This is a genomic window from Qipengyuania algicola (assembly GCF_042492175.1).
Taxonomy (GTDB): domain Bacteria; phylum Pseudomonadota; class Alphaproteobacteria; order Sphingomonadales; family Sphingomonadaceae; genus CAJXSN01.
On the sequence record NZ_CP170453.1, the window covers coordinates 628,885 to 650,663 of the forward strand.

General features: G+C 62.8%; 25 protein-coding genes. 13 read left to right on the plus strand and 12 right to left on the minus strand.

Annotated features, from left to right (window positions below; genetic code table 11):
- Nucleotides 1-80: 80 nt before the first annotated feature.
- From ACFCW2_RS03035 to ACFCW2_RS03045, 3 genes are all read left to right on the plus strand, one after another.
- Complete coding sequence (locus ACFCW2_RS03035) at nucleotides 81-1,091, plus strand: aspartyl protease family protein (RefSeq protein WP_379548097.1); 1,011 nt, start codon at nucleotides 81-83, stop codon at nucleotides 1,089-1,091.
- Nucleotides 1,092-1,164: 73 nt separating this feature from the next.
- Nucleotides 1,165-3,009, plus strand: a complete 1,845-nt coding sequence (locus tag ACFCW2_RS03040) for an ABCB family ABC transporter ATP-binding protein/permease (protein WP_379548099.1) — start codon at nucleotides 1,165-1,167, stop codon at nucleotides 3,007-3,009.
- 134 nt (nucleotides 3,010-3,143) lie between these two features.
- Entirely contained in the window at nucleotides 3,144-4,661 is a 1,518-nt protein-coding gene (locus ACFCW2_RS03045; RefSeq protein WP_379548100.1) for a SulP family inorganic anion transporter, read from the plus strand.
- An 8-nt stretch (nucleotides 4,662-4,669) separates the two neighbouring features.
- Here ACFCW2_RS03045 and ACFCW2_RS03050 read toward each other — a convergent pair whose 3' ends face one another.
- The 4 genes from ACFCW2_RS03050 to ACFCW2_RS03065 form a co-directional block, all read right to left on the minus strand.
- Entirely contained in the window at nucleotides 4,670-5,314 is a 645-nt protein-coding gene (locus ACFCW2_RS03050; RefSeq protein WP_379548102.1) for a hypothetical protein, read from the minus strand.
- A 27-nt stretch (nucleotides 5,315-5,341) separates the two neighbouring features.
- Nucleotides 5,342-6,643 carry an ATP-dependent protease ATPase subunit HslU gene (hslU, locus tag ACFCW2_RS03055; RefSeq protein ID WP_379548103.1) on the minus strand — a complete coding sequence of 434 codons (1,302 nt, stop codon included), beginning with the start codon at nucleotides 6,641-6,643 and terminating at the stop codon, nucleotides 5,342-5,344.
- A 110-nt stretch (nucleotides 6,644-6,753) separates the two neighbouring features.
- Nucleotides 6,754-7,311: an ATP-dependent protease subunit HslV gene (gene hslV, locus ACFCW2_RS03060; protein WP_379548105.1), complete on the minus strand. Its 558-nt coding sequence runs from the start codon at nucleotides 7,309-7,311 to the stop codon at nucleotides 6,754-6,756.
- A 63-nt stretch (nucleotides 7,312-7,374) separates the two neighbouring features.
- Complete coding sequence (locus ACFCW2_RS03065; RefSeq protein WP_379548106.1) at nucleotides 7,375-7,851, minus strand: outer membrane protein assembly factor BamE; 477 nt, start codon at nucleotides 7,849-7,851, stop codon at nucleotides 7,375-7,377.
- A gap of 247 nt (nucleotides 7,852-8,098) precedes the next feature.
- Between ACFCW2_RS03065 and ACFCW2_RS03070 the strand changes: the two genes are divergently transcribed.
- Entirely contained in the window at nucleotides 8,099-8,617 is a 519-nt protein-coding gene (locus tag ACFCW2_RS03070; RefSeq protein WP_379548107.1) for a ubiquinol-cytochrome C chaperone family protein, read from the plus strand.
- Nucleotides 8,618-8,625: 8 nt separating this feature from the next.
- Nucleotides 8,626-9,168 carry a YceD family protein gene (locus ACFCW2_RS03075; protein ID WP_379548108.1) on the plus strand — a complete coding sequence of 181 codons (543 nt, stop codon included), beginning with the start codon at nucleotides 8,626-8,628 and terminating at the stop codon, nucleotides 9,166-9,168.
- A 39-nt stretch (nucleotides 9,169-9,207) separates the two neighbouring features.
- On the opposite strand, the gene ssb is transcribed toward ACFCW2_RS03075, so the two are convergent.
- From ssb to ACFCW2_RS03100, 5 genes are all read right to left on the minus strand, one after another.
- Entirely contained in the window at nucleotides 9,208-9,741 is a 534-nt protein-coding gene (gene ssb / locus ACFCW2_RS03080) for a single-stranded DNA-binding protein (protein ID WP_379548109.1), read from the minus strand.
- A 15-nt stretch (nucleotides 9,742-9,756) separates the two neighbouring features.
- Nucleotides 9,757-11,601, minus strand: a complete 1,845-nt coding sequence (gene feoB / locus ACFCW2_RS03085) for a ferrous iron transporter B (RefSeq protein ID WP_379548110.1) — start codon at nucleotides 11,599-11,601, stop codon at nucleotides 9,757-9,759.
- 27 nt (nucleotides 11,602-11,628) lie between these two features.
- Nucleotides 11,629-11,880 (minus strand): FeoA family protein, encoded by a 252-nt coding sequence (locus tag ACFCW2_RS03090; protein WP_379548111.1) that lies wholly within the window; start codon nucleotides 11,878-11,880, stop codon nucleotides 11,629-11,631.
- Between the two features lie 68 nt (nucleotides 11,881-11,948).
- Nucleotides 11,949-12,626: a COQ9 family protein gene (locus tag ACFCW2_RS03095; RefSeq protein WP_379548112.1), complete on the minus strand. Its 678-nt coding sequence runs from the start codon at nucleotides 12,624-12,626 to the stop codon at nucleotides 11,949-11,951.
- A gap of 3 nt (nucleotides 12,627-12,629) precedes the next feature.
- Nucleotides 12,630-13,259 (minus strand): ankyrin repeat domain-containing protein, encoded by a 630-nt coding sequence (locus tag ACFCW2_RS03100; RefSeq protein WP_379548113.1) that lies wholly within the window; start codon nucleotides 13,257-13,259, stop codon nucleotides 12,630-12,632.
- 209 nt (nucleotides 13,260-13,468) lie between these two features.
- On the opposite strand from ACFCW2_RS03100, the gene ACFCW2_RS03105 reads away from it, so the two are divergent.
- From ACFCW2_RS03105 to ACFCW2_RS03135, 7 genes are all read left to right on the plus strand, one after another.
- A complete protein-coding gene (locus ACFCW2_RS03105; protein WP_379548115.1) occupies nucleotides 13,469-13,987 on the plus strand; it encodes an SCO family protein in 519 nt (172 codons plus the stop codon).
- Nucleotides 13,975-14,430 (plus strand): YcgN family cysteine cluster protein, encoded by a 456-nt coding sequence (locus tag ACFCW2_RS03110; protein ID WP_379548116.1) that lies wholly within the window; start codon nucleotides 13,975-13,977, stop codon nucleotides 14,428-14,430. The genes ACFCW2_RS03105 and ACFCW2_RS03110 overlap by 13 nt, the downstream gene beginning before the upstream one ends.
- Nucleotides 14,427-15,161: a M48 family metallopeptidase gene (locus ACFCW2_RS03115; RefSeq protein ID WP_379548118.1), complete on the plus strand. Its 735-nt coding sequence runs from the start codon at nucleotides 14,427-14,429 to the stop codon at nucleotides 15,159-15,161. The genes ACFCW2_RS03110 and ACFCW2_RS03115 overlap by 4 nt, the downstream gene beginning before the upstream one ends.
- Before the next feature lie 55 nt (nucleotides 15,162-15,216).
- Nucleotides 15,217-16,065 carry a DUF4402 domain-containing protein gene (locus tag ACFCW2_RS03120; protein ID WP_379548119.1) on the plus strand — a complete coding sequence of 283 codons (849 nt, stop codon included), beginning with the start codon at nucleotides 15,217-15,219 and terminating at the stop codon, nucleotides 16,063-16,065.
- 55 nt (nucleotides 16,066-16,120) lie between these two features.
- The gene (locus tag ACFCW2_RS03125; protein ID WP_379548121.1) at nucleotides 16,121-16,633 is read left to right on the plus strand and encodes a hypothetical protein; all 513 of its coding nucleotides are present in this window, start codon (nucleotides 16,121-16,123) and stop codon (nucleotides 16,631-16,633) included.
- A complete protein-coding gene (gene ribD, locus ACFCW2_RS03130; RefSeq protein WP_379548122.1) occupies nucleotides 16,630-17,601 on the plus strand; it encodes a bifunctional diaminohydroxyphosphoribosylaminopyrimidine deaminase/5-amino-6-(5-phosphoribosylamino)uracil reductase RibD in 972 nt (323 codons plus the stop codon). Before ACFCW2_RS03125 ends, ribD begins: the two co-directional genes overlap by 4 nt.
- A gap of 140 nt (nucleotides 17,602-17,741) precedes the next feature.
- Nucleotides 17,742-18,359, plus strand: a complete 618-nt coding sequence (locus ACFCW2_RS03135; RefSeq protein WP_379548124.1) for a riboflavin synthase — start codon at nucleotides 17,742-17,744, stop codon at nucleotides 18,357-18,359.
- A gap of 2 nt (nucleotides 18,360-18,361) precedes the next feature.
- On the opposite strand, the gene ACFCW2_RS03140 is transcribed toward ACFCW2_RS03135, so the two are convergent.
- Nucleotides 18,362-18,793, minus strand: coding sequence for a DoxX family protein (locus tag ACFCW2_RS03140; protein ID WP_379548126.1), 432 nt, complete (start codon nucleotides 18,791-18,793; stop codon nucleotides 18,362-18,364).
- 234 nt (nucleotides 18,794-19,027) lie between these two features.
- Here ACFCW2_RS03140 and ACFCW2_RS03145 point away from each other — a divergent pair, with 234 nt between their 5' ends.
- Nucleotides 19,028-19,894, plus strand: a complete 867-nt coding sequence (locus ACFCW2_RS03145) for a hypothetical protein (RefSeq protein ID WP_379548128.1) — start codon at nucleotides 19,028-19,030, stop codon at nucleotides 19,892-19,894.
- A gap of 57 nt (nucleotides 19,895-19,951) precedes the next feature.
- Here ACFCW2_RS03145 and ACFCW2_RS03150 read toward each other — a convergent pair whose 3' ends face one another.
- Both ACFCW2_RS03150 and ACFCW2_RS03155 read right to left on the minus strand, forming a co-directional pair.
- A complete protein-coding gene (locus tag ACFCW2_RS03150) occupies nucleotides 19,952-20,527 on the minus strand; it encodes a GNAT family N-acetyltransferase (protein ID WP_379548129.1) in 576 nt (191 codons plus the stop codon).
- A gap of 3 nt (nucleotides 20,528-20,530) precedes the next feature.
- Nucleotides 20,531-21,715, minus strand: coding sequence for an aromatic amino acid transaminase (locus tag ACFCW2_RS03155; protein WP_379548130.1), 1,185 nt, complete (start codon nucleotides 21,713-21,715; stop codon nucleotides 20,531-20,533).
- Nucleotides 21,716-21,779 lie beyond the last annotated feature (64 nt).

Sequence of the window (21,779 nt, forward strand, 5' to 3'; positions counted from 1 at the left end):
CTGACACTTCCGGCAGGCCAATCGCCCATATTGGCCCCGCCGCGCACCATGTGGTATTGCTCTTCTACCGGGAGAGAACAATGACGCGCCATCACGCCACCCTGTCCGCCATCGCAAGAGCCGGCGCTGCCGCTGCACTCGCTTTAACGCCCGTTGCCGCCCATGCCGTGCAAAGCGACGCCGAGCTCATCCGCAGCTTAGAGCAGCGGATCAGCATGATCGAAGGATATATCCTCGCCATATCGAGCGACCGCAATCGCCGCATGACAGTGCCGGTGCAGATTTCCGGCGAGGGCCCGTTCGACTTCATGGTCGATACCGGTGCGCAGGCGACGGTGGTTACGCCCGCCCTTTCCGAACGCTTTGCCATGACGCCGACAGGCACAGCCACTCTGGTCGGCATGAGCAGCAGCGCGCAGGTCACTCTGGTCGATTTCGATGGCCTGCAATTTGCCGGTCGCCAGTTCGACAATCTTCAGGCGCCCCTGCTTAAAGAGAGCAATATCGGCGCAGATGGCATTCTGGGGCTGGATTCCCTGCAGGATCTGCGCGTCATCATCGACTTTCGCGACCGCACCATGACGGTGGGCGATGCTTATGATGCGGGCGGCAGCGACGGTTTCGAAATCGTCGTGCGCGCGAGGCGCAAACTGGGCCAGATGATTATCACCGATGCGATGGTGGACGGCGTGAGAACTGCCGTCATCATCGACACGGGCGCACAAGGATCGGTCGGCAACGCCGCCCTCATGCGCCGCGTTCGCGGGACAAAGCAGGGGCAATCGATCGCCACCGATGTCAACGGTGTAACCACGACAAACGACATCGTTCTCGCCAGAGAAGTGACCATTGCGGGGCTGGCGCTGTCCCGCGTACCGATGAGCTATGGCGACGGTCCCGCCTTCGCAGCGCTGGGTCTGGACAAGAAGCCCGCCCTAATTCTGGGGATGCAGAACCTGCGCAGCTTTGACCGGGTTGCGATCGATTTTGCGAGCCGCGAAATCCTGTTCGATCTGCCCGCATCGGCGCGCAGCAGCGGCCGGAGCAAACTGCGGCCCAATGCGCGCGGATCCCGCATCAAGGAAAGCTAGCGCAGCGCGCGGTCGGGGGTGCCAGCGGCCCGCCGCCTTGCCCTTGGTCCGCGCCCGCCCCACATAGCGCAGCGTGCCACCCGATACAGTCATGCCCGGTCAGAAACCTCCCGCCGATAGCTGGGGGACGATCCGCCGTTTCCTCCCCTACCTCTGGCCCAAGGGTCGGACCGATCTGAAGGCGCGCATTATCGGCGCTCTGCTGATTGTGCTGATGGCCAAGGGCGTGATTCTGACCATGCCGCTGGCGATGAAAGAAGCCATCGATTCGATGACCGGCGCGAATGACGGTGCGCGCGAGACGGTCACACTCGTCGCAATCGGCTTCGTGCTGGCCTATGTCGGCGCGCGGTTTCTGTCGGTCGGGTTCGACAATTTGCGCAATGTCGTGTTCGAACGAGTGGGGCAGGATGCCACCCGCGCATTGGCGGAAGACGTTTTCGCCCGCCTCCACCGCCTGTCGCTGCGCTTCCACCTGTCACGCCGCACGGGCGAGGTGACAAAGACGATTGAGCGCGGGACCAAGACTATCGATTCGATGCTCTATTTCCTGCTGTTCAACATTGCCCCCACGGTGATCGAACTGACAGCAGTGGCGATCATTTTCTATACCCTTTTCGGCTGGGAGCTGGTGGCGGCGACGGCGTTCACCGTGGTGCTGTATATCTTCATCACCCGCTGGATCACCGAATGGCGCGTGAAACTGCGCGCCGAAATGAACCAGCTGGACGGCACAGCGCTTTCCCGCGCGGTCGACTCGCTCCTCAATTACGAGACGGTGAAGTATTTCGGTGCCGAGGACCGCGAGCAGGACCGTTATTCCACCGCCACCACGGAATACCAGCAAGCGGCGATCAAGAGCGAGAATTCGCTCGGGCTGCTCAATGTGGTGCAATCACTGATTACGAATGCGCTGATGGCGGGCGCGATGGTCTTTGCCGTGTGGGAATGGAGCAAGGGCAATCTGACAGTGGGCGATCTGACCGCGATCAACATGTATCTGATGCAGCTGTTTCGCCCGCTCGACATGCTGGGCTGGGTCTATCGCAGCATCCGGCAGGGACTGGTCGATATGGCCGAGATGTTCCGCCTGATCGATACCGAGGTGGAGGTGCGGGACGTACCCGGCGCGCCCGCGCTGATCGCGCAGCCGCCCACCGTGGTATTCGACAATGTCGTGTTCGGTTACGATCCTGATCGTACTATTCTGCATGGCCTCAGCTTTGAAGTGCCCGCCGGTTCGCGCACCGCGATTGTCGGGCCGTCGGGCGCGGGCAAATCGACTATCGGGCGACTGCTGTTTAGGTTTTACGATCCGCAGCAAGGCCGTATCCTGATTGCGGGCCAGGATATCGCGCAGGTCCAGCAGGCATCCCTGCGCGCTGCCATTGGAATCGTCCCGCAGGACAGCGTGCTGTTCAACGACACGATCGGCTATAATATTGCCTATGGCCACCCGCATGAATTGGGCGGAGCAAGCACCGCGGACGTCATTGCCGCCGCCCGCGATGCCGCGATCCTGCCGTTTATCGAAGCATTGCCCGACGGGTTCGAGACGCAGGTCGGCGAGCGCGGCCTGAAGCTTTCGGGCGGAGAGAAGCAGCGCGTGGCGATTGCCCGCACCCTGCTGAAAAACCCGCCGATCATGCTGTTCGACGAAGCGACCAGCGCACTGGATTCGCGCACCGAGCAGGCGATTCTCGCGACGCTGGACCGGGTGGCGCAGGACCGCACTGCGCTGGCCATCGCCCACCGGCTGAGCACAATCGCCGACGCGGACGACATTCTCGTTCTGAACGAAGGCCGGCTGGAAGAACGCGGCACGCATGCGCAGTTGCTGCGCCGCGACGGGCTCTATGCAGAGATGTGGGCCCGCCAGCAGACCGAGGATCAGCCGCAGGATGTCGCCGCGCAATAGCGGGCGCACGTCATACGCATAGGTAAGCGCGCGGGTTGTGCTGCAGTGCAGCAAAGCCTAGGGCGCGCGTTCATCCTATTCTTGCTGTTGCGCGTTAGAGCGGCGGCACACGCACACAATCCGGATTTCTCATCATGACAGCAATCGCTGCAACCGACGGCTCGTTCAGGCAGGACTGGTTCGGCAATATCCGCAAGGATATCCTCGCCGGGATCGTCGTGTCGCTGGCGCTGATCCCCGAAGCCATAGGCTTCTCGATCATCGCGGGTGTCGATCCGCGCGTGGGCCTTTATGCCTCCATCGCGATTGCCATGGTGATTGCGTTTACCGGTGGTCGTCCGGGTATGATCAGCGCAGCAACCGCCGCGGTAGCCGTCGTGGTGGTCCCGCTGGTGCGCGATTACGGGGTCGAATATCTGTTCGCCGCGACCATTCTGATGGGCATTTTCCAGGGGATCGCGGCGCTGCTGCGTCTCGACCTGCTGATGCAATTTGTCAGCCGCAGCGTGATCACCGGCTTCGTCAATGCGCTCGCCATCCTGATCTTCATGGCCCAGATGCCGCAGCTGCTGCCCGGCAATGAAGGCGTATCCATGCTGACCTATGCGATGGTCGCGGGCGCGCTGGCGATTATCTATCTGCTGCCCAAGCTGACAACCGCCGTCCCCAGCCCGCTGGTTGCCATCATCGTACTCACCGGGCTGACCATCTGGCTGGAAGCGCCGGTCAACACCGTGGCCGATATGGGCGAACTGCCCGAAGGCCTGCCCTATTTCATCATTCCCGACGTCCCGCTGACGCTGGAAACATTGCAGATCATCCTGCCCTATTCGCTGACCATGGCCGCTGTCGGCTTGCTCGAATCGCTGCTGACCGCGCAGATTGTCGACGACATGACGCACACCGGCAGCAACAAGCAGCGCGAAAGCTGGGGCCAGGGCGTCGCCAATATCGTCGCGGCGTTCTTTGGCGGCATGGGCGGCTGCGCGATGATCGGCCAGTCGGTGATCAACGTCACCAGCGGCGGGCGCGGGCGTCTATCGAGCTTCACCGCCGGTTTCACTCTGTTGGTGCTACTATGGCTGCTCGGCCCGATTGTCGGTCAGGTGCCGATGCCGGCGCTGGTCGCGGTGATGATCATGGTCAGCATCGGGACGTTCAGCTGGAATTCCATCCCCAATCTGACCAAGCACCCCACCAGCTCCTCCGTCGTCATGCTGGCGACGGTGATCATGGTGGTGTGGACGCACAATCTGGCGCTGGGCGTGCTGGTCGGCGTGCTGCTGTCGGGCATCTTCTTCACCGGCAAGGTGCGCAGCATGTTCGGCGTGGTCCGCACGCGCGATGCGGAAACAGCGACTTATGTGGTGACCGGCCAGATCTTCTTCGCCAGCGTGGACCGGTTCAGCCAGGCCTTCGGCCGCGAGAGCACCCGCCCCGACCCGGCGGATCACGTCATCATCGACGTGACACGGGCGCATTTCTGGGACATCACCGGCGTGGATATGCTCGACAAGATCGTCGAACGCATGCGCCTGAATGGCCGCAGCGTGCAGGTGGTCGGGCTGAATGAAGCGAGTGCGGACCTGATCGACAAATTCGCCCTGACCGACAAGACGGGCGTCGAGATCGGGCTAGCGCCGCATCCTTAATACCATACCTAATCTAAGGGGACTAACGCTTGCGTGAGATCTCGAAACTTGTGAGTGGTCGGGTCACCGCCAAACTTTACCTCCTCCTCAGAGGGCGTGACGATTTCGGTTAGGCTGCCCGCGAGCCAGAGCGAATGTTTGTCCCCAAATTGATCGCGATAGCGGACTTCAATGATGAGATGATCAAGGTCATCTTGCTCGGTCCATGTAATAATTGGGCACGAGACTGATTTCCATTTTTCAGGTTCGACCCAGATCGGATCTGCAACATGACGAGGTAGGGTATCTGGGATTGTTAGGTCGCTTTGCCATTGACCGTGAACCTCAATCACTTCCACTTTGGCTTTGCCTCTGTTGGCAACCAAACAACTTACGCGGACCGAGCCATCGTCCTGAGCCACTCCAAACTGAATATGACCAGTCAAGAATCCCCGCTCAGTATTCTTGAAGCTGGATAGTTGTAAGGCTGCAGCATTTGCGGCTTCGCGTGTAGCCTTCAGAGTTCGGAAAACCAATATAACGCCAACTGTGCTAAGTATGAGTGCTCCGATCCCTGTCGCTGCCATTGCAATGGTAGCCTTTGCAGTCCACTCTATATACTGAAGCTCTAAACCGGTGGCGCCGTACCCACAGATTCTGCTTGTGGCGTTCATGGTGAATCGCTCCCGAATGCAAAGTTACTACAAAATATACTTCGACAAATCCGTATCCGCCGCCAGATCGGTCAGCCGTTCGCGAACGTAAGCCGCATCGATGGTGATCGTTTCGCCAGCGTGGTCCTCGGCGTCGAAGCTGATGTCTTCCAGCAGGCGCTCCATCACGGTTTGCAGGCGGCGCGCACCGATATTCTCGACGCCTTCATTCACCTGTGCGGCAATGCGGGCGACTTCGCGCACGGCGTCTTCGGTAATGTCGAGCGTGACATCCTCGGTCCCGATCAGCGCCTTGTACTGCGTCACGAGATTGGCCCGCGTCTCGCTCAGGATGGCGACGAAGTCTTCCTCCGTCAGAGCGCGCAGCTCCACCCGGATCGGCAGGCGGCCCTGCAATTCGGGCAGCATGTCGCTGGGCTTGGCGACATGAAACGCGCCCGAGCCGATGAACAGCACGTGGTCGGTCTTCATCGGGCCATGCTTCGTTGAAACCGTGGTGCCCTCGATCAGCGGCAACAGATCGCGCTGCACCCCTTCGCGGGACACACTGCCGCCGCGCACATCGCTGACGGCGATCTTGTCGATCTCGTCGAGGAACACGATGCCATTGGTCTCCGCGTTCTCCAGTGCCACCCGCGCGACATCGTCCTGATCCATGCGCTTCTCGGCTTCTTCATCAACCAGCCGGTCCCACGCCTCGGGCACTTTCAGCTTGCGGCGCTTGGTCGGCTTCTTGCCCATCGCCTTGCCGAACATTTCGGAGAGGTCGATCATCCCGACATTGCCGCCCATGCCCGACATATCCATCGGCATGGAGGGAGCATCGGTGACGTCGATTTCCACCTCGACATCGTTCATCGCATTGTCGGTAATCCGCTGGCGAAAGCTCTGCCGGGTGGCCTCGCTGGCATTGTCGCCGACCAGCGCATCGAGCAGCCGGTCCATCGCCGCCTCGCTGGCGGCCTCGCGCACGGCCTCTCGGCGGTTGTCCTTCTCCAGCCGGATCGCATCCTCGACCAGATCGCGGGCGATCTGCTCCACGTCCCGCCCGACATAGCCGACCTCGGTAAATTTGGTCGCCTCGATCTTCACGAACGGGGCCTGCGCCAGCTTCGCCAGACGGCGGCTGATTTCGGTTTTGCCGCAGCCGGTGGGGCCGATCATCAGGATGTTCTTGGGCGTGACTTCATCGCGCAATTCCGCGCCGAGCCGCTGCCGCCGCCAGCGATTGCGCAGCGCCACAGCCACGGCGCGCTTGGCATCTTTCTGGCCAATGATGTGCTCGTCCAATGCTGCGACGATGGCTTTGGGGGTCAAACTTTGTGTCATAATTCCTGATCCGCTCACCCTGAGCTTGTCGAAGGGTTGTATTTTTCTGAGATCTCGCGCTGCGCCAGAAGAAGGACGGTCCTTCGACGGGCTCAGGACGAGCGGGTTTGTCAGACTGTTTCCAGAGTCACCTGATCATTGGTGAAGACGCAGACATCCGCCGCAACGGCCATTGCCTTGCGGGCGATTTTCTCTGGATCGTCTTCGTAATCGGACAGAGCGCGCGCTGCGGCTAGCGCATAGTTTCCGCCTGACCCGATCGCGGCGATGCCGCCTTCCGGCTCCAGCACATCGCCATTGCCGGTCAGCACCAGCAGCACTTCGGCATCGGCGACGATCATCAACGCTTCCAAATTGCGGAGATATTTGTCGGTCCGCCAATCCTTGGCCAGTTCGACAGCAGCGCGCATCAGCTGGCCGTTATACTGGTCCAGCTTGCGCTCCAGCCGCTCGAACAGGGTGAAGGCATCGGCGGTCGCCCCCGCGAATCCGGCGACGACTTTGCCATCCCCGATCCGGCGGACCTTGCGGGCATTCGGCTTCATCACCGTATTGCCCATGGAAACCTGCCCATCGCCCGCGACGACGATTTTATCGCCCCGCTTCACGCCGATGATGGTGGTGCCGTGCCACGGGGTGAGGCCGTGGCTATCGTTTGAAGTGCTCATACCCAAGGATATGGGGCTGCCGATGCGCGGATCAAGCCACGCGGAACCGGCAAAGGTGTGCGGTTATGGTCCGCCGGAACCCGGTGCACCCGGTGCGTTGACAGTGCCGATATTGCCGAACAGGTCTTCGAGGAAGCTGCGCTCGCGGCCCAGCGTCGGTGTCTCGTCGCCATCGGGCGACAGATACACGACCTGATCCACGCCGGTGGTGTTCACCGACACAACATTGCCCGCGCCATCGAACTCCACTGCAAAAACCGAATGCTGCTCGATCCGAGGCTTCACGAAGGGCTTACGCCCCGTGGTGCTCGACACGTAATACCAGGTCGGCGTGCCATACTGGCTGGTGAAGCTGGGGCGGCCCAGAGTTTCCGTTACCGAGCGCCGGTTATCCAGACCCGGCTGGATCGTGGCGGTCAGCCCGTCATTGGCGATGTAGCCTGCACCCTCGGTAATCGAGCTGCAACCGGTTACGCCGATGCTCATGGCGACCAGCGCCGTTCCCATCATCTGTGCCTTGAAACCTGTGCGGAGCTTCATCACGCTATCGTTCCTTACCCATCCGGATTGCCGGACTAAACTGTTCGTCATGGCCGCCCAATGCCCGTCTTTAAGCGGGGCGCCCGGCGGCCTATATGGTGCGTAACCCGCCTTAAGGGTGCATCGCGCCGCTGGCAACGCATGCCGGACACGCGATTGCCCGCGGGCAACGATTTCTGGTGCTGATGCGTTGAATTGCGGATGAACGGCCAGATGAACAATTTCTCCAGCGGAGCGTTTCTGCCTCATGTCCTTCTTCTCCAAACTGTTCTCCCGCGGGCCCGATCCGAAGGAAACCATCCGTCCGCTGTGGCATCGGCTGGTCGGCCTCGCGCGCGATCCGGCGTGGTATGCAGAATGCAAGGTGGCCGATACGTTGGAAGGGCGCTTCGATGTCCTGAGCACGATGATTGCGCTCGCCATGCTGCGGTTCGAGCAGGACCCCAAGACAGTCCCTGCCAGCGCAAGGCTGACGGAATTGTTTGTCGAGGATATGGAGGGCCAGCTGCGCGAGGCGGGCATTGGCGATCCGACCGTGGGCAAGAAAGTCGGCAATCTGGTCAGCGCGCTGGGCGGACGCACAGGCGCTTTGCGTGAGGCGCTCGCGCAAGAGGACAACGCAGCTCTGGCTGCCGCGATGGAGCGCAACATCACTTTTGCCGAGGGCGGATCGCCCGACTGCGTGGCCGAAAAAGTGCGCAAGCTGTCGATCGTGATCGGCGGTCTGCCCTATGATGTTTTGCTGGAGGCGGAGCTGCAATTGTGACGACGCCTATGCCTGCAACGCCTGAACTTTCCCGCCCCGTCCGCCTGCGCCAGATCGACGCTCGCCCGGTGCAGATCGAGGCGAATGAGGCCGAGCGTGCAGCCCTTGCTGATCGCTTCGCTCTGCCAGCAGTGAATACGCTCACTGCCGAAATTGCGCTGGAACGCGATGGCGAGAAGGTCCGCGCGCACGGCACAATGGCGGCGCAGATCCATCAGACCTGCGCTGTGTCGGGCGAGGAATTTCCGGTCTCATTGACCGAGGACATCGGGCTTGTTTTCCTGCCTCTCAGCGACTTCGCCCTGCCCGCCGCTATGCCCGCCGATGACGAGCCGATCGAAATCGAGCTGGAGCGCGACGAGCTGGACGAGATCGAATATGAAGGCGACACTATCGATTTGGGCGAAGCGGTCGCGCAGACACTGGGCCTCGCAATAGATCCCTATGCCGAGGGATCAGGCGCAGACGCCGCCCGCACCGAAGCCGGTCTGGAAGAAGCCGCCGCACGCGGCCCACTTGCCGATATGCTGGATGCGCTGAAGAAGGGTTAGGTTGACCGCGTCCCCACGTGGGCAGGGACGCGAGCAAACTCAGAACGGGATATCGTCGTCCAGATCGTCGTAATTGGAGCCGCCGCCGGAGCTTTGGCCACCGCCGCCTCCGCCATTCCCGCCGCCTGAGCCGCCGCCCTGGTTCCAGCCGCCACCGCCGCCGCCACCTTGGCCTCCGCCGCCGCCATAGCCGCCACCACCGCCGCCGCCTTGGCCGCCGCCGGGGCCGTCGAGCATGGTCAGCGTGCCGTTGAAGCCGCGCAGGACGACTTCGGTCGAGTAGCGGTCATTGCCCTGCTGATCCTGCCATTTGCGGGTCTGCAGCTGGCCTTCGATAAAGACCTTGCTGCCCTTTTTCAGGAAGCGTTCGGCCACGCCGACCAGACCTTCGGAGAAAATCGCGACGGTGTGCCACTCGGTGCGTTCCTGCCGCTCGCCGGTGTTGCGGTCCTTCCACTGCTCGCTGGTCGCGATGCGCAGATTGCACACTTTGCCGCCATTGGAGAAACTGCGGACTTCCGGGTCGGCGCCCAGATTCCCGATGAGCATTACCTTGTTGAGTGACCCGGCCATCTTACCAATCCTTCGCTACAATCCCAGAGCGAGGGCGCTCCAGTAAGTGATTCCCGCGAACACATAAGCCAGCGCGAACAAATACCCCAGCATGAAGAGCGGCCATTTCCACCCATTCGTTTCGCGGCGGGCCACAGCGATGGTGCTGAGGCATTGCGGGGCGAAGACGAACCACGCGAGGAAAGCGAGCGCAGTCGGCAGGCTCCACCGGGCGGCGATCTGGTCGCGCAGGGCGGCTTCTGTTTCGGCCTCGTCATCGGCCTCCACTGCGTAGGTCGTGGCGAGGCTGGAGACGGCGACTTCACGCGCGGCCATGGCGGGGACCAGCGCCAGCGTCATTTCGCGGTTGAAGCCCACCGGCGCAAAGGCGGGCTGGATTGCGCTGGAAATCTGCCCGGCAAAGCTGGCATCGAGCTGGTTCTCGCCCGGATCGGCCTTGGGGAAGGTGAGCAGCAGCCACAGGATGACCGTTGCCGCGAAGATGATCGTACCTGCGCGGCGCAGGAACACCCATGCCCGCTGCCACAACCCGATCAGCAGATCGCGGATATCGGGCAATTGATACCGCGGCATCTCCATGATGAAGCCCGACGCCCCGCCCTTGGCAACAGAGCGTCGCAGCACGAACGCCACTGCCATCGCGCCGACTATCCCGGCGACATACAGCGCGAACAGAACCAGTCCCTGAAGGCCGATGCCCGGCCCCACTGTGGTCGCCGGGATCACCGCCGCGATGATCACGGCATAGACCGGCAGGCGCGCCGAGCACGTCATCAGCGGGGCAATCAGGATGGTGGTCAAACGGTCTTTCGGATCGGAAATGCTGCGTGTCGCCATGATGCCCGGAATAGCGCAGGCGAAGCTGGAAAGGAGCGGAATGAAGCTGCGCCCCGAAAGCCCGACCTTCGCCATCAGCCGATCCATCAGGAAGGCCGCGCGGGCCATGTAGCCGGTCGATTCCATCACCAGAATAAAGGCGAACAGGATGATGATCTGTGGGAGGAACACGATGACGGAGCCGACACCGGCAATCAGTCCCTCGGTAATCAGATCGCGGAAGAAGCCCTCTGGCATGATGCCGGTGACCCAGCCGGCCAAGGCTTCCGTCGCGCCTTCGATCAGGCCGATAAACGGATCGGCCCACGCGAAGACCGCCTGAAACACGACGAACAGCAATGCGAACAGGATGACAGGGCCAAGCCACGGATGCAGCAACACCCGGTCCAGCCCCGAACGAACGCGGTGGCCCGAACTGCGCGACACAATCGCGCCCTTGGCGATGTTCTTGGCCGCCAGCCGCCGCTCGATCAGATCGAGATGCGCGCGCGGCTCCAGCTCATCGCTGCCCTGCAATGACCCTTCCACTGCCGTGATAAGTTCATCCAGCCCGCGCCGCCGCACGGCCACGGTGGGGACAACCGGCACGCCCAGCGCCTGCGACAGGGCCGCCGCATCTACGGTCAGTCCGTCGCGCTCCGCCAGGTCGACCATGTTGAGCGCGACGACGGTGGGCCGACCCAGTGCCAGCACTTCCTGCGCGAACACCAGATGCTGTTCCAGATTGGCCGCATCCAGCACCAGAATCAGCGCATCGGGGGCGGCTTCGCCCGGAAATTCGCCGTGCACAACTTTGCGGGTGACTTCCTCGTCCGGGCTGGACGCATCGAAGGCATAGCTGCCGGGCAGGTCGATGAGTTCGGCGCTGGCCCCGCCGGGCAGAGCTATCTTGCCTGCTTTGCGCTCGACCGTCACGCCGGGATAATTGGCGATCTTCTGACGCGCGCCAGTCAGCTTGTTGAACAGCGCGCTTTTCCCGGCATTGGGATTGCCCACCAAAGCGACGCGGCGCATCTCGGTCATGTCGTCAAATATCCTGCGCGGGAGGGTCTAGGCGTTGGGTGCGGGCAGTTCGACCGCCATGGCCGCCGCGTGCACCCGGCGCAGCGCAACAGTCGTGCGCCCGATCTGGATCGCCAGCGGATCGGCCCCGCCGAAAACTCCGCGATAGGCAACCGCCACTTCCGCGCCGGTATCCAGCCCCAAAGCGCGCAGGCGCTTGGCATCGCCCGGCGCAACGGCGGACCAGTCGATCCCGGTGATGGTGGCGCTCTGGCCGGTCTTCAGGGTGGCAAGGTTCATAGGCCGGGTGCTGCCATGCACCCTGGCGTATTGCAAGTGATTATCAATAGAGGCTTGGGGCGATGTCGCTAGCGCGCGGGATAGCGCAACCGGCCCAGAAAGCGCGTCACGCTGAAAGTCTCGCGGTCGGAGCGCAGGAAGCGGGACTTCACCTTTTCGAACTGCATCACATTGTCGATCCGCCGGTCGAGGAAGGCCAGCGTGTCCGCCTTGTCCTCGCTCTCGTCATTGATGAAGGCCGTCAGCACGGATGCATAGAGCGCCGCAAGAATCGTGCGCTTCGTATAGTGGTTGTAATCGGTGGCCGTGTCGCCCGCCTGCCGCCACATCAGATCAGCGCTCCGCCAGCCGATTTTCAGCGACGTACGCGCATTTTGCGGCATGGCCATGATCGCCATGGCCCGGCGCAGAGCTTCTTCCTGTCCCTCAACCGCTTCCAGCCGGAACGCCACGAGCGCGCGGATGCGTTCGCGGATTTTCAGCGTGGCCAGCTCTTCCTTCGGCAATTCGGCGACCATCCGTGCATCGATCGCGTCGATCCATGCGGTGACCATCGCCATTGCATCGGGAGCGCTGGCCGAACCTTTAAAGGCCAGCCGCGCAACGGCCGGGTCAACGCCTTCCATCTCCGCCGCCATTTGCAGGGCTTCGGCGCCCCAGCCGTCAAAAATGGCCGAATCGGCAATGGCGGGGGCCAGAGCGAGCCGCAGCTCGTCCAGCGTCAGATCCTGAGGGTTATCGATCATGGGTTAGAAACTGGGGCCATAGGTTTGTGGTTCCCCGTTACCGGCACGCGCTTCGTCGGCGGCGACAAATTCATCCATCAGGCGCTTCGAACCCATCAGTTCAACATAGTCACGCGCGGAGCGGCCCGAATTGTCGTTCCGGTCGGGATCGGCCCCTTTTTCGAGCAACAGGCGGACCAGCGCGATATCGCGCCGGTGCACCGCGCCCATCAGCGGAGTCTCCCCCGCAGAGCTGGCCACATCGACCCGTGCGCCGGCATCGAGCAAGGCCTCGACCCCGTCAATATGGCCCAGATTGGCCGAGATCATGAGCGGGGTCACGCCTTTCGCATCGGCGATATTGGGATTGGCCCCGCGATCGGTCAGGAACTTGATCCACACCGCATCGCGGCGCTGGGCAACGATATGCACCGCTGTTTCACCGGTCGTCAGATCGCGGGTGTTGATGATGGTCTGCCCCGGCGTGTCGAGAATGTTCGTGACCTTCTCGCCGTCCCGATCGCGCACCAGTTTCAGGAACTGGAAGCTGTCCGAATACAGTGCCTGCGCCGCGGCGGGCGCGCTGACAATCGCCAGAGATGCCGGCGCCAGCGCGAGGCCGATACCGACCGCGATTCCCGTCATGGTGCCCATTTGAATTTTCCGGAAAGGTGCCGTTGCCCGCATTGAATTGAACCCTGTTTTCCACCACATGTCAGATGGACACTACGTCCACCCGCTGCCTATTCATCGCCCCCAATTAGCAAAGCCTGAACCTGTTCGCCATGACCAAGAATCTCACCCCCTGTTTCGCGGCACTCGCGGCCCTCGCCCTGGCGTCCTGTGGTGCACAGCAGGCGCAAATGCAGGAACCCCCGCTCGCGGGCGCGACCATTGGCGGCGAGTTCGAGCTTGTTTCGGAAACCGGCGAGACGGTGAGGTTCTCCGATTTCGACGGCCAGTACCGCACCGTGTATTTCGGATACGCGTACTGTCCCGATATCTGCCCGGCCGACAACCAGCGGGCAATGGCGGGCCTGAGAGCATTCGAGAAGGCCGAGCCGGAGCTGGGTGCGAAAATCCAGCCGCTGTTTATCAGCATCGATCCCGAACGCGATACGCAAGAAGTGGTCGCGGAGTTCACCGATGCCTTCCACCCGCGCCTGATCGGCTTGACCGGATCACCTGAGCAAATTGCCGACGCCGCCAAGGCCTTTGCCGTCTATTATTCGCGCGGAGAAGACGCGCCGGGCGGCGGCTATCTGATGGACCATTCCAACGTCACCTATCTGTTCGGGCCTGACGGACTGCCTATCGCCACATTGCCCACCGATCTTGGCGCGGACGCGGTGGCCGAAGAGCTGGCCAAATGGGTGCGTTGAGGGACCGGTTCTGGGAGCGTCCGCTGGCGGATTTGAGCGCTCCAGAATGGGAAGCGCTGTGCGACGGATGCGGGCGCTGCTGCCTGCACAAGATGGAAGACTGGGACACCGGCGAAATAGAGGACACCAATGTCGCCTGCACCCTGCTCGACACGCAGACCGCGCGGTGCACCGATTATCCGGGTCGCAAGGCGAAAGTCCCCGATTGCCTGCGGCTGACGCTCAAGATTGTCGAGGATGTCCGCTGGTTGCCCGCCACCTGCGCTTATCGCCTGCGCGCCGACGGTGATCCCCTGCCCGAATGGCATTATCTTCTGAGCGGTGACCGCGACGCGGTGCATTTGCGCGGGGCCGGTGTGGCGGGCCGTGTTGTCAGCGAGGACGAGGCTGGGCCGCTCGAGCATCACATCGTCGATTGGGACGAGAGCGGGTCGGACTTGTGATCGACTGGCTCAGACGCGATCCGGCAGAAAAGCCGCCTGTCCGTTCGATCATCCTGAACGGCCGCGCCCTGCCGCTGGCCATTATCCGCCACCCCACGGCCAAGCGCCTGACACTGCGGCTTGCGCCCGATGGCGAGGGCGTCAAAGTCACCATCCCCCGCTGGGGCCGTGTCGGGGACGCGCTCGATTTCGCCCGCTCGCGCACCGATTGGCTCGAGGCCGAGCTGGCCAAACGCCCGCGCCGCGCGCCGCCCGTGCCCGGCGGCATCATCCACTACCGTGGCAGCGAACTGCCCATCGAATGGTCGCCCAAGGCCCCGCGCCAGCCCAATGCGGATGACAGCCAGATTTATCTCGGTGGGCCAGAGGCAAGCATCGAGGCGCGCCTGAAGCGCTGGCTGCGCGACCGGGCGATGGAGCTGTTCGAGGCCGATGCGGCAGAATACAGCGCGATGATCGACTTGCCGCCCCCGCCCCTCTCGCTCAGCACCGCGCGCCGCCGCTGGGGCAGCTGCGCGAGCGACGGGACCATGCGGCTGAACTGGCGACTGGTGCAGGCACCCGATCATGTCCGCCGCTCGGTCGTCGCGCACGAAACCGCGCACCGCGTCCATTTTGACCACTCGCCTGCATTTCACGCATTGCTAGCACAGCTGTTCGGGCCGGAGCTGCCCGCTGCGGATCGCTGGCTGAAGGATCACGGGCCGGGCCTGTTCAGCACCTTCGGGTAAACACCAGCCCCCGCGCTTTAAGGTTCGGTTTACCCTATTCGGCGATAATTGGTCCATGTTTCGCCGATTGTCCCTGCTGACCCCGCTGCACTATGCGCTGCCATTGGCGCTGCTTGCTGCGCCCGCCGCGTTGCAAGCGCAGCGGGAATGCCTTGGCTGCGCCATTCAGCAACGCGGCGAGCCAATGCCGGAAGACTGGCTTGGCGCGCCTGCCGAAGCACCGCAAGCCAAAGGCGGAAACGGGCGCGGAAACAATGGCAACGGCAATGGCAATGGCGGCTCCAATAACGGCGGCGGCGATGGATCGGGCGGAGGCGGCGCCGATGATGGCGATGGCGGGCCGGAAGAGGCCGGCTGCGGCAACGGTGTGGGCGGCGGCAGCGGCAATGGCACAGCGGGCAATGGCAGTGGCCAGGCCTGTGGCGATGGGTCGGGCAATAATGGCGGCGGCAATGGCAACGGCAATAACGGCAATGGAAACGGCAATGGCGGCAGCAATCAGGGCCCGCCGGAACTCACCATCCAGAACGAGATCAATTTCGGCCGCCTGATCCTGCTCGGCAGCGGAGAGTCCAGCGTTCTGCTCGATCTGGAAAGCGGGCAGAAAATCACCGCCGGCAATCTCGACGATTACGGCGGCGTCACCATGGTCGGCCGCGCGACTGTCACCGGCAATCCGAACAGCGAAGTTCAGGTCACCCTGCCCACGCGCGTGACCATGCGCGATCCGCGCGGCGGGATCGCGGAACTGCGCGAATTCACCACCAGCCTGCCGGTCGTCCCCCGGCTCGACAATAATGGCACGCTGGAGTTTACTTTCACGGGCAAGCTGGCGGTCACTGATACGATTGGCGATGGCGGCGATTTGCGGGGCCGGGTGCCGATTACGGTCGAGTATAACTGACCCCGGCACCCTGACCTTCAGAAGCCTGACCTTCAGAACACTGGCGCAGCGCGACATGAGCGCCTATCTTGTGCCCATGGCTTTTATCTCGCGCTTCAATCCGGCTCCGGCTGTGGCCGATTTCTGGAACGAGTTCCGCAGGCCCCAGCCCTATCGTATCCCGATCCTGCTGATTTCCTGTGCGGTGAGCGGTTCGCTGGTCTATATGTTCACGCAGGAACGCGTGGTCGGCCCGCCGGTGAAACCGGAAGTGACTTACATCACCAGCTTCGCGCCCAACAGAACGATCGAGGAAATCCGCGCGGCCAATGCGGAAAATCAGGCCCGCAAGGACGAGGTCGCCGCGCTGATCGCCCAGCGCGAGGAGCGCAAGCGCGAGCTCTACCGCACGCTGGGCCGCGCATCGGGCATGGATGTCGATGAGATCGAGGCCGAAGCCGAAGCCGACCGTGCCGCCGCCGAAGCTGCCGAGAAAGCTCGGATCGAGCGGTGGATGGACAATGTCGCCGATCCGGACGACGGCGAAACTGCGGCCGAGCCAACCGCCGGGACGCAGCAGGCCGAGTGAGCACTGCGGGCGATTTGCACTGGCTCGCGGCTGCCGCGCGCCTGTCTGCGCGGGGCCGCCCCGCCAGCTTCCCCAATCCTAGCGTCGGGTGCATCATTACCAAGGAAGGCCGCGTCATCGGGCGCGGCTGGACGCAGGCCGGCGGGCGTCCCCATGCCGAGGCGGTGGCGCTCGAACAGGCCGGTGATGCCGCAAAAGGCGCGGATGTCTTCGTCACGCTGGAGCCTTGCGCGCACCAGTCCGAGCGCGGACCATCCTGCGCAGCGTTGCTTGGCGAAGCGAAGCCCGCGCGGGTCATTATCGGCCAGAGCGATCCCGACCCGCGCACCGCGGGCAAGGGCGCGCTAGCCCTGCGCAATGCCGGGGTCGAAGTCGTTCAAACCGACTGTGCTGCCAGCGCTGCCAGCCTTGCAGGCTATCTGACGCGGGCGCAGTTGGGCCGCCCGCATGTGACCCTCAAACTCGCACTCTCGCTCGATGGATGCATTGCGATGGCCAATGGCGAAAGCCAGTGGATCACCAGCCATGCCGCGCGCGCCCATGTCCATTCGCGCCGTGCGCTCGCCGATGCCATTCTGGTCGGCGGTGGCACGTGGCGAGCCGACAAACCGCGGCTGGATGTGCGCTTGCCCGGGCTGGAGAATCGCTCGCCTGCGCGCATCTTGCTGACGCGCGGCATCCCGCCTGACGGGGTGAAGGTCATCAACACGCCCGAGCGCATCGCCGAACTGGATGCGCAATATCTTTATGTCGAGGCGGGTGCGCAAACCGCCGCCAGCTTCCTCTCCGCAGACCTTGTCGACAGGCTGGAAATCTATCGAGCGCCCATCATCATCGGCGGCGGGAAACAGGGCGTGGGCGATATCGGCCTGGAGGCGCTGGGCGATGCACATGGCCGGTGGACGCTCGCCGAGCGCCGCCAGCTTGGCAGCGACAGCTACGAAGCGTTCGAAAGGATGCGCGCTTGACACGCCGGCGCTTCACCAAGGTTCCCCTCCCCTTGGGGAGGGGTTAGGGGTGGGGGTACAGCACTGGCGATAAGCGCCGAACACCCACCCCCGGCCCCTCCCTCGAGGGAGGGGAGCAGGACAACAGGACCGAAGTACACATGTTCACCGGCATCATTACCGCCATCGGCCATATCGAAAGCGTGGAAGAACGCGGCGATCTGCATATCCGCATCGCCTGCCCCTATGCGCCCGACAGCATGGCCATCGGCGCATCCATCGCCTGCTCCGGCGTGTGCCTGACGGTGGTGGAACGTGGCGGCAGCGAAGGGGACGCATGGTTCGCAGTCGATGTGTCGGGCGAAACCGTCAGCTGCACGGCGAAGGACCAATGGACCAAGGGCCGCAAGCTCAACCTCGAACAGGCGCTCAAACTGGGCGACGAGCTGGGCGGCCATCTGGTGACCGGCCATGTCGATGCGGTTGGCGAAGTGGTCCGCATGGAGCAGGAGGGCGGATCATGGCGGCTGGATATCCGCGCGCCTGCCGACATCGCTCCCTTCGTGGCCGAGAAAGGCTCGATCACCGTGGACGGCGTCTCGCTGACGGTGAACGCAGTGGAGGACGAGCCCGACGGCCGGTTCGTTTTCGGCCTCAACATCATTCCCCACACCGGTGAGGTAACGACGCTGGGTGCGCTGACAGCAGGCGACAGCGTCAATCTGGAGATCGACGTGCTGGCGCGGTATCTGAAACGGATGGAAAGCCTGCGCGGGTAATCCTACGCCTGATCCCGCAGCATTGCGCCGTCGCTGCGCCACCATCCCGTTGGCGTGATCTTGCGCGCGGCGGAGCTTCCCGCAAGCACCAGCAGGCCCGCCAGAATGCCCAGATTCTTGACGAAGTTCTGCGTCTCGCGTGCCACGATGTCGCCTTCCATGGTCCAGAAATCGTGCAGCAGGACATTGACCAGCAGAATGTAGACCACAAACCCGTAGGCGACGAATTTCACGTGCCGCCCCAGAATAAGGAACAGCCCTCCTATGATATTCACCACGGCGGAAAACCACAGCAGCGGCTCGGCAAAGGGAATGCCGTGCCCCTGCATATAGGCCAGCGTATCCGCGGACCCGGCAACCTTGCTGAGCCCTGGCACCAGAAAATAGAGCCCCAGAAGAACCCGTCCGATTGTCACTGTCACTGATGGTGCCATGGTATTTCCCTATCCCCCGGAGCCATTGCACGGCCCGCTATGCTGGCAGGGCTAGCCGAGGTTGAGGGGGTTGGGAAGATTTGCGCAGGATTGGTGGCGGACGGTTTTGCGCTCTCAGCGAATGGAGAAAGGTGAGCGGCTTCACCCGGTGCAAAGGGGATCCGGCCATGAACCATGTGCTTGAATTATCAGGAACAAATCTATACCTGATGCTCAAGCGAAGGTAGAGGTCTTATGTTTTTAAAAGCGCATTGTTTCAGGCTGTTGGCAGCCTTGTCGATACTCGTCCCGGCAGCCACGAGTGCGCAAGAGAAGATCGAATACCGCCTCACCTGGATGGTGGAATCCAGCGACGAGCAGAAAGAGGCGGCTTCCTATTCCAAGTTATCCGAACTGGCGCAGACCCGGCTTCTGCCCACACAATTGCTCGTGGCAGACAGCGACATCACGCTTCCCGGCGGCAAGATATTGGCGAAAGAAGGGACGCAATTCGCCGCACTGCGGTCCGATCTGCCGATGGCCTGCAATGTTCATAAGCAGAACGATGAAACGCTGGCAGGCAAGAAACACCTCTGCCTTGTCGACAAGGATTCCGATGGAAACTTCGATAGCCACTTCGCGAAGGGGCGGGACAGCCACTACTGGTATGTTTTGGCGGGATCGGTTCGCCCCTCCAAGCTTAAGGATATCCAACCGGTTGCGCTTTCCAGTGCTCCGGCGGAAGACCTGAATGATGCGCCTATCCTCAGCGTCAATTTCGGTCGGTTTCTGGACGCCGGAAATCTGTTCCAAGGTGGCTTGCAAGGCCAAATCCAGTCGGAAACGGCGGTAAGTTTCTTTTATGAAGTGGGGACGGCCAAGCGAATGAACCTTATGTCTCGCAATTGCGTCGACGAGCCGATCGAGCCGTATGGCTGCGCCCCTGCAGTGTTTCCTATTCCGATGGAATTGCTGGGTCTCGGCGCCACCGTCCATGAACGGGTGGGCGAGGATGCGGTTGTTTCCGTAGAAAGCGGTTTCGAGCCGGCAGAAGTTTTCATGACAACGAAAATGTCCGGATATTACACGCTGAGCGAGCTCTTCCTGTACGAAGGGGACTAGGCGCCCGAAACTGCGCCCGGCGGCAATGAACGGCGCGCTTTATCGCCTCGCCCGGCGCTAGCTGGACCCGCCCGCCTCGCTAGCCAGCGGCCCTGTCGCGAAATCTTCGCGCCCGATAGCGTAGGTCAGGTGGACCACGCGGCGGCCCTGATAGCGGTCCAGATCGTAATGCTCTGTGCGCACCGCGCCGATGGCTTCCAGCGCGTTGCGGGAGCGGTAATTGGTGTCGCCCACGCGGAAGCGGACTTCGGCGACATGTTCAAAAGCATGGGACAGCATGGCGCGCTTCATTTCGGGGTTGGTGCCCTTCCCCCAATGGCTGCGGGCTAGATAGGTCCAGCCAATTTCGACAGAGCCTCCATCCTCAGGATCATACCGGTCGTAGCGGGTGGAGCCGATGATCTGCTCGTCCCGCTCCTCATCGCCCCGGCGCACTACCGTCAGCGCGCCGCCGCTCGCCAGCCCTTCATCGAAGAACGGATCGAACACCTCGCGCCGCCAGCGGTCATGGATCGGATGCTGTTCCCACACCATCGGGTCCGACGCGATGGCGAACAGCGCCTCGCGGTCGGCCTCGGTCAGGGGCCGCAGCACCAGCCGCTCGGTCTCGAGGGTGGGCTGCCGGTCCAGCATAGCTCAGGCGGAGGTCACATCCGCCAGAGCGCCGATGAACTTTTCGATATTGCCGCTGGTGAGGCCCGCCGCGTTGATCCGGCCCGAACCGGCCATGTAGATGCCGTGGTCCGCCCGCAGGGCAGCGATCTGGTCCTTGTCGAGCTTCAGGATAGCGAACAGGCCATTCTGCCTGGACAGAGGCGCGAGATCGAGGCCGGGCACCCGGTTGTCGGCAGCGGCCAATGTCTCGCGCACCCAGCGAAGCCGCGCCCGCATATCGGTCAGCTCGTCCTGCCAGTCCTGCACCAGCGCGGGATCGCTCAGGATGAGGCGAATGGCAGCCCCGCCATGATCGGGCGGCATGGACCAGTTTGCGCGGGCCAGCGCGTTGGCGTTGGACATGATCGCGTCCAGCTGGCCGCCATCCTGCGCCATTACATAGAACGCGCCCACACGGTCGCGGTACATGCCGAAATTCTTGTCGCAGCTATAGGCGATCAGCGCCTCGGGAACCGCAGCCAGAGCGGTGCGCATACCGGCAACGTCTTCCTCCATCCCCTCGCCCAGCCCGTGATAGGCGCTGTCGATGATCGGGAGTACGCCATTGGCGGCCAGTGCAGCGGCAATCCGCTCCCACTCTTCCTGCGTATAATCGACGCCGGTCGGGTTGTGGCAGCAGGCGTGGAGCAGCACGACGTCGGTCGGCTCGGCGCTCTCGATTGCGGCGATGAGCGCATCGATATTCGCGCTGCCGTCAGGGTTCGCATGGTCGAACAGAACCGGCTCGATTCCAACATCGCCGAGGATCTGGACATGGTTGGGCCAGCTGGGCGAACCCATATGCACGCGCCGCGCACCCGCCTGCTTGGCCAGCGATACCGCCAGCCGCACCGCACCGGTCCCGCCGGGGGTCTGCATCCCGCCGATGCGGCCGCCCATATCGGGATCGTCGCTGCCAAAAATATAAGGCATCAGCCCGCTGACAAAGCCGGTGTCGCCTTCGGGGCCGAGATAGCTCTTGCTGTCCTGCGTATCGAGCAGCCGCTGCTCGGCCTGCTTGATCGAGCGGAACACCGGCGTCACCCCGTCATCGGTGCGGTAAACGCCGACACCAAGGTCGATCTTGTCCGCCCGCTCGTCGGCGGCGTACATCTTGATTAGCGCAAGCAGCGCATCGGGCGATTGGGCTTCGAGTTGGTCCAGCATGGCCACAGCCTTTGCCGCGCCGCCGGTGCGCCCGCAAGCCTGTATGTGTTCAGAAGGCCCGGCT

Excerpts from the sequence above, each read along its gene's own strand:
- ACFCW2_RS03035 (WP_379548097.1), top strand. The coding sequence starts at position 81 with ATGACGCGCCATCACGCCACCCTGTCCGCCATCGCAAGAGCCGGCGCT.
- ACFCW2_RS03045 (WP_379548100.1), top strand. The coding sequence starts at position 3,144 with ATGACAGCAATCGCTGCAACCGACGGCTCGTTCAGGCAGGACTGGTTC.
- ACFCW2_RS03050 (WP_379548102.1), bottom strand. The coding sequence starts at position 5,314 with ATGAACGCCACAAGCAGAATCTGTGGGTACGGCGCCACCGGTTTAGAG.
- hslU (WP_379548103.1), bottom strand. The coding sequence starts at position 6,643 with ATGACACAAAGTTTGACCCCCAAAGCCATCGTCGCAGCATTGGACGAG.
- hslV (WP_379548105.1), bottom strand. The coding sequence starts at position 7,311 with ATGAGCACTTCAAACGATAGCCACGGCCTCACCCCGTGGCACGGCACC.
- ACFCW2_RS03065 (WP_379548106.1), bottom strand. The coding sequence starts at position 7,851 with ATGAAGCTCCGCACAGGTTTCAAGGCACAGATGATGGGAACGGCGCTG.
- ACFCW2_RS03070 (WP_379548107.1), top strand. The coding sequence starts at position 8,099 with ATGTCCTTCTTCTCCAAACTGTTCTCCCGCGGGCCCGATCCGAAGGAA.
- ACFCW2_RS03075 (WP_379548108.1), top strand. The coding sequence starts at position 8,626 with ATGCCTGCAACGCCTGAACTTTCCCGCCCCGTCCGCCTGCGCCAGATC.
- ssb (WP_379548109.1), bottom strand. The coding sequence starts at position 9,741 with ATGGCCGGGTCACTCAACAAGGTAATGCTCATCGGGAATCTGGGCGCC.
- feoB (WP_379548110.1), bottom strand. The coding sequence starts at position 11,601 with ATGACCGAGATGCGCCGCGTCGCTTTGGTGGGCAATCCCAATGCCGGG.
- ACFCW2_RS03090 (WP_379548111.1), bottom strand. The coding sequence starts at position 11,880 with ATGAACCTTGCCACCCTGAAGACCGGCCAGAGCGCCACCATCACCGGG.
- ACFCW2_RS03095 (WP_379548112.1), bottom strand. The coding sequence starts at position 12,626 with ATGATCGATAACCCTCAGGATCTGACGCTGGACGAGCTGCGGCTCGCT.
- ACFCW2_RS03100 (WP_379548113.1), bottom strand. The coding sequence starts at position 13,259 with ATGGGCACCATGACGGGAATCGCGGTCGGTATCGGCCTCGCGCTGGCG.
- ACFCW2_RS03105 (WP_379548115.1), top strand. The coding sequence starts at position 13,469 with ATGCAGGAACCCCCGCTCGCGGGCGCGACCATTGGCGGCGAGTTCGAG.
- ACFCW2_RS03110 (WP_379548116.1), top strand. The coding sequence starts at position 13,975 with ATGGGTGCGTTGAGGGACCGGTTCTGGGAGCGTCCGCTGGCGGATTTG.
- ACFCW2_RS03120 (WP_379548119.1), top strand. The coding sequence starts at position 15,217 with ATGTTTCGCCGATTGTCCCTGCTGACCCCGCTGCACTATGCGCTGCCA.
- ACFCW2_RS03125 (WP_379548121.1), top strand. The coding sequence starts at position 16,121 with ATGAGCGCCTATCTTGTGCCCATGGCTTTTATCTCGCGCTTCAATCCG.
- ACFCW2_RS03135 (WP_379548124.1), top strand. The coding sequence starts at position 17,742 with ATGTTCACCGGCATCATTACCGCCATCGGCCATATCGAAAGCGTGGAA.
- ACFCW2_RS03140 (WP_379548126.1), bottom strand. The coding sequence starts at position 18,793 with ATGGCACCATCAGTGACAGTGACAATCGGACGGGTTCTTCTGGGGCTC.
- ACFCW2_RS03145 (WP_379548128.1), top strand. The coding sequence starts at position 19,028 with ATGTTTTTAAAAGCGCATTGTTTCAGGCTGTTGGCAGCCTTGTCGATA.
- ACFCW2_RS03150 (WP_379548129.1), bottom strand. The coding sequence starts at position 20,527 with ATGCTGGACCGGCAGCCCACCCTCGAGACCGAGCGGCTGGTGCTGCGG.
- ACFCW2_RS03155 (WP_379548130.1), bottom strand. The coding sequence starts at position 21,715 with ATGCTGGACCAACTCGAAGCCCAATCGCCCGATGCGCTGCTTGCGCTA.